Below are 6,077 nucleotides of genomic sequence, written 5' to 3'. Positions count from 1 at the left end.
ATGAATGTTTGGACAGTTATGCCTAATCATATCCATATGATTGTTTCCTTGGGCGATTATGGTTTCGATAATGGGATATGGACGATTGATAATGATAACGACATGATAAATGATACCGTAAAGAAAATTCATGAATTTTCTCTGCAAGCATCATCACCATTATCAAACCAACAGTGGTGAATCAACCCTGAATATCAACCCAGCATCAATGAAATAAAACAATACCATAAAGAATGTAGGAAAATGATAATCCCTAAAATATTGGGCAAATTCAAACAACAAACATCAAAACAAATTAATAGGCTGCGTCATGTATCAGGCATAAAAAATTGCCGGGACAGTTGGTTATCCTAAGCTTGTAGCCCGCTTCAACTTTTGTGCAACTTGACAAGAAAGTGCAACGCAGTCGGCTACTATTCTTATACGATCCGTTGCGTTTAATACAAAAAAACCTTAATTTGAAAGAAATGAAACTTGAAGATTTAGGATATAACGAATATTTAGAGAATTACAGAAAAGACCAAGGCTTTGATTCATTTGGAGTAGGGCGTGTGATTTTAGAACATAAAGAAAGGTATGTTGTAAAGACCGTTGAGAATGAATATGATGCAGAGATAATTGGAAATTTAAGATTTACGGCAAACAAAAGGTCTGATTTTCCTGCTGTAGGTGATTGGGTAGCCTTTTCTGAATTTGATGAAAATAGAGTGCTTATTCACGCTGTTTTTCCGAGAAAAACCATCATTGAAAGACAAGCTGTTGGCAAGCAAGGAGAGAAACAAATAATAGCAACAAACATTGACTTCGCTTTTATAATGCAATCAGTCGATTATGATTTTAATATCAATCGATTGGAGCGGTATCTGACAATCTGTAATATATCAAATGTAGAACCTATTATCATTCTCAACAAAATTGACTTGATAAACGAATCTGAATTATCAAATCTAATTTTTAGAGTTCGAGAAAGAGTAAAAAAGATTCCAGTCATTGCGATAAGCAATGAATCCCAAAAAGGAATAGAAACACTGAAAAAATCAATAATAAAGGGAAAAACATACTGTTTGTTAGGTTCATCTGGAGTAGGGAAATCGTCTCTTTTAAACAATCTTTCAGGTACACAACGGATGAAAACAAACACGATAAGTGAAAGCACAAGTAAAGGACGACACATTACAAGTCACAGAGAATTATTAGTGCTTGAAAATGGAGGTATTCTAATTGATAATCCTGGAATGAGGGAAGTGGGGATCGCAGATTCAACTGGAGGATTGGAAAAGACATTTGATGCCATAATCCAGCTATCAAAAGATTGTAAATTCAAAGACTGCACACACACCACTGAAATTGACTGCGCCGTTTTAACAGCCGTTCGCCAAGGAGAAATTGACGAGAACTCTTATGCAAACTACCTGAAAATGGAGAAGGAAAAAGAGCATTTCGAATCGACTGTTGCCAAAAAACGAAAGAAAGACAAGGATTTTGGAAAGATGATAAAACACTATAAGAACACGAAAAAATCAGACAAGTACTAAGCACAATAATGTCTGAGAATAATAGTCAGTTGAGTAACCCATTTAAGGATTATAGCTCGTATTAACCTTCTTGTACCTTCACAGAAATGAAGTCCGCAATTAGCTGCAATTCTTATACGAACTGTTACAAGCTATTAAGCCAACCATCGCGAATTAAGTGAAAAATAGCAAATGTCATTTTATGGAATTTGATAGCTTTGTGCTTTCAAATCATGTTTTAACAATTTAGTAATTGAAATTTATCTGACTTGTTATATTTAACAAGAGAAAAATCAAGGAATAATAATGCAAACAAACAAACTTAATCTTCAAGATATATTACCTCTAACCTGTTCACGAACGGGGAATTGCTGCTTTGGGAAAATTATTTATCTTAATCCTTGGGAATTGCTTAATCTTGCCAATGAGAAGAAAAATACGGCAAGAGAATTCCGCGATCAGTATTGCGAGTTTGGAGGAATTCGTTTAAAATTCGATGGAAAAGCAGGCTGGAAGGATCAACAAGCTTGTTCTCAATATGTCGATAACTTTGGATGTAGTGTCCATTTGGGGCGTCCACTAGCTTGTCGCCTATATCCTCTGGGTCGACAGGTACAAAGCGAAGAAGTTCACTATATGTACCAAGGCGATGAATTTCCTTGTTTGGAACCCTGCTGTGAAGTTGTAGAATTACCTCAATTTAGTGTGGGTGAATATCTAAAAGGGCAGATGACCGAAAAGTTCGAAACGGCTCAAGATGCCTATTTAGGACTGATGCAAAATATAGCGGATATCGCATTTGAATTACTGCTTGATACGGGCTTGTCTGAATCTGGAGATAAGGCAACATTGCCTCTATGGAGAAAAATGGGTGATGAGCTTCCAGAAGTATTAGCAGACAGTATAGGACATGAGTGGTTAGATTGTTTGATGATTCCAGAAATTTCTGATGATGATCCTATGGCATTTGTTATAAAGCATAACGACTTGCTCCAATTAAAGGTACAAGAGAAATTTGGAGCCTTACAAACCAATCAAGAATTACATGAAGCTTCAGTTTTAATTATGGGTGTGGCCTTACATCTTGCTCGTGGTTTGGGTGCAAATCCAAAAGATCTTGCCGAACTTTGGATCGATACGGCAAAGAGTTATGGCGCTCAGGAATAGTATTATCTATTATCAGCATTAGATAATTGGAAAGAAATAAGGAATCCACAGATTAAACAGATGAACACAAATTTAATCGCAAGCTTATTAACATGTTAGTTGTTAAATATAGGTTCTAAGTTGATTTAGGTGGGTAATGTATTTTTCGGAAAACTAATAAAGTAGACCCGCATGGGGCTGAATTTGAATAACCTCCTGCGAAGTGGGTGGTTATTATCGAGTAGTAAATCATTCCGCCTTAGGCGGAGATAATTAATAGGTTCACCCATTTCATGGATGATGACTAACACCATTACTACCGCACTTTTCAGGTGCGGTTATTCAAATTTAACCACTTCGTGGTATACAATAGTTACCCACCGTATTCGACATAGGTTCTAAATATATTCATCTAATTCAAAAGATGAATTTGAACTTAGATGGGTGTTAGAGATAATCAGTTTGGAAAGTTTTAAGCTTGAGCTTTCCGGGTTCGTTTTCTCAGTTTAAAAATTCGATCGGCGTAGTAGGCCTTTAGTTCCTCAGCAAATAGCATGGGATTTTCATAATCTTTAAGCACCCTGTAGGTCTGTCTGTTTTTAGCTCGGATTAATTGCTGTTCGAGGGCTTCTTTTTCCTGTCTCAAATAACTGTCTTCAATTGATGATTCCGAATGAGCTCTGTGTGTATCTTCGGTTTGTAATAGGGCATTCCCCGAAAAAATATGAGCATGAAAGAGCTGTAGTTCTCTTAAATTACCTGTTTTATAAATCTCTATCAATTTACTCGTGACTTCGGTCGCAATATCAATCTTATTCTCTTCCATCGAAAATTTATCGGGATGCACATGCAGCATGGCTTCTCTGTAAAGGCGTTTTAGTTCTTTGTTTTCTTCCTTTGACTTAGTCGACGTTTCATTTTGTTTAGAAATAACTTTAATGCCTTTGGGTTCTTTGTAGTTCTTCCCTTTCTTTTTCTGTTCTAAGCGTTTCTCCTTTTTAGCTTTCTGCATTTGTCTATACAGGTCGCTGAGCTCTTGTTCCTCGATAATCATATCGATGAGGATGGCACGAAGTTTCGCTTCAAAAGCCTGAGTTTCTTGCTCAATGGTATTTAACTCATCATTTAAAGCCTGAATTTGAGCCTTAAACAAGAGTTGCTCTTGTATGTAATTTTTTGTGTTGGGAAGATTCTGTTTAAACATATATCAGATTGTGAAGACGTAAAGTTGTGAAAAAAAGCAGAAATATTCCTGATAGGAATAAATTAATTCGAAGAGAGTTTTTGGATGCTATGCCCAATGCAACAAAGTTTGATATATTTGAGAGAGATTATAAATATTCAGGATTATCACGATTCATGAACGATGGCATTATCAACAACAATCATTAAAGTATTTTTAGACACGGATTAAATATGATTTTGAAAAGATTTATTTCAGTCTTGTACATAGAATCATATAGGATCATTAAAATCTGCGTCAAAACATTTGTTGCTGTCCATAACATTTGACTCGTGATAACCACTATTGAAAATGACTTGAAATTAGATAAATGAATAAAGAGCAAATTGTAGAAAGAACGGTCGACTTTGTAAAGGAAGTTTTAGCTGATGCCGAAGGTGGTCACGATTGGTGGCATATTTATCGTGTCTGGAAATCAGCCAAGCAGATTGCACAATCAGAAGATGTGGATTTGTTTGTTGTGGAGTTGGGCGCTTTGCTTCACGATATTGCCGACTCTAAATTTCATGATGGTGACGAGACTGTGGGGCCACGTTTAGCTAGAGAGTTTTTGCAATCACTTAAAGTGGATGAGAAAGTGATTGTTCATGTTGAGAATATTATCTCTAATATTTCCTTTAAAGGTGGTAATTTGGAGCAAGAATTTAAATCTGCTGAGCTTGATGTGATTCAGGATGCCGATCGCTTAGACGCGCTAGGAGCCATCGGTATTGCCCGAACATTTAATTATGGGGGGCATAAGAATAGAGAGATTTACAATCCCGATATCAAGCCTAATTTAAACATGAGCAAGGAGGAATATAAGAATTCTAATGCACCAACATTGAATCATTTTTATGAAAAACTGCTTCTTTTAAAGGATAGGATGAATACCGAATCGGGAAAGAGAATGGCAGAACAACGTCATGAATTTATGAATACTTATCTCAATCAGTTTTATCTGGAATGGGAAGGGAAGAATTAATTCAATCCTTGGTTTTAAAATAGTGTCAGAGTCTGAAAGGAAATGTTTAATTTCAGAAGATGAAAACTTTAACTCTTATAATTTGTATGATGATGGTGAATACTTTTATTCTTTTCGATTTTAAAAAAGGTGATGAAGTCGGTAATTGGGCTGTCGTTAACGATGTGGTTATGGGCGGAAGATCTGAAGCCGATTTTGCTGTTAATTCAGAAGGGAATGGTGTGTTTTCAGGACAAGTTTCTTTAGAAAACAATGGCGGCTTTTCTTCTGTACGTTATCGATTCGAAAGTCTGGAAGTGATCAAATATAAGAAGGTGATTCTGAAACTTAAAGGTGATGGTAAAGCCTATCAATTTAGACTTAAGTCTGATTTGAGTCATGCTCACTCATATGTGAAGGATTTTCAGACATCCGGAGAGTGGGAATCTATTGAGATTGATTTTAAAGACATGCATCCTCGTTTTAGAGGGCGCGTATTGAATATGCCCAATTATCAGGGAGATAGAATGTGCGAGATTGCTTTTTTGATAGCCAATAAAAAGGCAGAAGCGTTTAGGCTGGAGATTGATTGCATCAGTCTGAAATAGCACCTGTTTTTACTACGCTATTGTTAAAGCTCCATTAATTTTGAGTGTTGATACCAATTAACTTTGTGTTTATATTTAGAACCTCTTAAAATAACCTATTATCATTGGAATTATTTAAAATAATCATCGATTAAAACGGGATTACAATATCATAATTCTAAATTTAGCGGTCTAAATGTCCCCAACCTAAAATTTCATATATGAAGTTGATAAACTATATCGCTTTAAGCTGCTTCCTATTTTTATCTCTTCAATCTTTTTCTTCGGAACGAAAAAAGGTTCTTGTCTTGCATTCCTATCATCAAGGCTTGCAATGGACTGATAATGTAAATTCGGGTATCCAGAAAGTTATGGATTCTTTAGGAAATCAGTATGTGTTAGATTATGAATATCTTGATACCAAGAGGAATCCGTCTCTTGAGTATCTTAATAAGGTAACTGAACTCTACGACCTTAAACTTCAAAAGGAAAAGTACGATGCCATTATTGTCTCAGATAACAATGCCTTGTCTTTTGTAAAAGATCATCGAAAAAAATACTTTCAAAATACGCCTATCATCTTTTGTGGGATTAATCATTTTGAGGATGAATTGATAGCGGGTTTGAACAATATTACGGGTATT

Annotated in this window: 8 protein-coding genes; 7 read left to right on the top strand and 1 reads right to left on the bottom strand. The window is 35.7% G+C overall.

The features are described from left to right. From ABY905_RS12875 to ABY905_RS12865, 3 genes are all read left to right on the top strand, one after another. Positions 1–180 (top strand): hypothetical protein (locus tag ABY905_RS12875; RefSeq protein WP_372644514.1); only part of this gene is annotated, 180 nt, incomplete at its 5' end. A 287-nt stretch (positions 181–467) separates the two neighbouring features. Then, positions 468–1,535, top strand: coding sequence for a ribosome small subunit-dependent GTPase A (rsgA, locus tag ABY905_RS12870; protein ID WP_372644512.1), 1,068 nt, complete (start codon positions 468–470; stop codon positions 1,533–1,535). A gap of 285 nt (positions 1,536–1,820) precedes the next feature. After that, the gene (locus tag ABY905_RS12865; RefSeq protein ID WP_372644510.1) at positions 1,821–2,681 is read left to right on the top strand and encodes a YkgJ family cysteine cluster protein; all 861 of its coding nucleotides are present in this window, start codon (positions 1,821–1,823) and stop codon (positions 2,679–2,681) included. Between the two features lie 451 nt (positions 2,682–3,132). On the opposite strand, the gene ABY905_RS12860 is transcribed toward ABY905_RS12865, so the two are convergent. Further along, positions 3,133–3,864: a hypothetical protein gene (locus ABY905_RS12860; protein WP_372644508.1), complete on the bottom strand. Its 732-nt coding sequence runs from the start codon at positions 3,862–3,864 to the stop codon at positions 3,133–3,135. Between the two features lie 26 nt (positions 3,865–3,890). On the opposite strand from ABY905_RS12860, the gene ABY905_RS12855 reads away from it, so the two are divergent. The 4 genes from ABY905_RS12855 to ABY905_RS12840 form a co-directional block, all read left to right on the top strand. After that, positions 3,891–4,052 carry a hypothetical protein gene (locus ABY905_RS12855; protein WP_372644506.1) on the top strand — a complete coding sequence of 54 codons (162 nt, stop codon included), beginning with the start codon at positions 3,891–3,893 and terminating at the stop codon, positions 4,050–4,052. 161 nt (positions 4,053–4,213) lie between these two features. Continuing rightward, complete coding sequence (locus ABY905_RS12850; protein ID WP_372644504.1) at positions 4,214–4,867, top strand: HD domain-containing protein; 654 nt, start codon at positions 4,214–4,216, stop codon at positions 4,865–4,867. Positions 4,868–4,926: 59 nt separating this feature from the next. Then, complete coding sequence (locus tag ABY905_RS12845; protein ID WP_372644502.1) at positions 4,927–5,454, top strand: CIA30 family protein; 528 nt, start codon at positions 4,927–4,929, stop codon at positions 5,452–5,454. A 200-nt stretch (positions 5,455–5,654) separates the two neighbouring features. After that, positions 5,655–6,077: hypothetical protein (locus ABY905_RS12840; protein ID WP_372644501.1), on the top strand; the 423-nt coding region annotated here is incomplete at its 3' end.

The sequence above is a fragment of the Ancylomarina sp. genome (assembly GCF_041555295.1).
Lineage (GTDB): Bacteria > Bacteroidota > Bacteroidia > Bacteroidales > Marinifilaceae > Ancylomarina.
The sequence above is the reverse complement of the archived record's forward strand: the minus strand, read 5'-3'. Positions and strand labels throughout refer to the sequence as shown.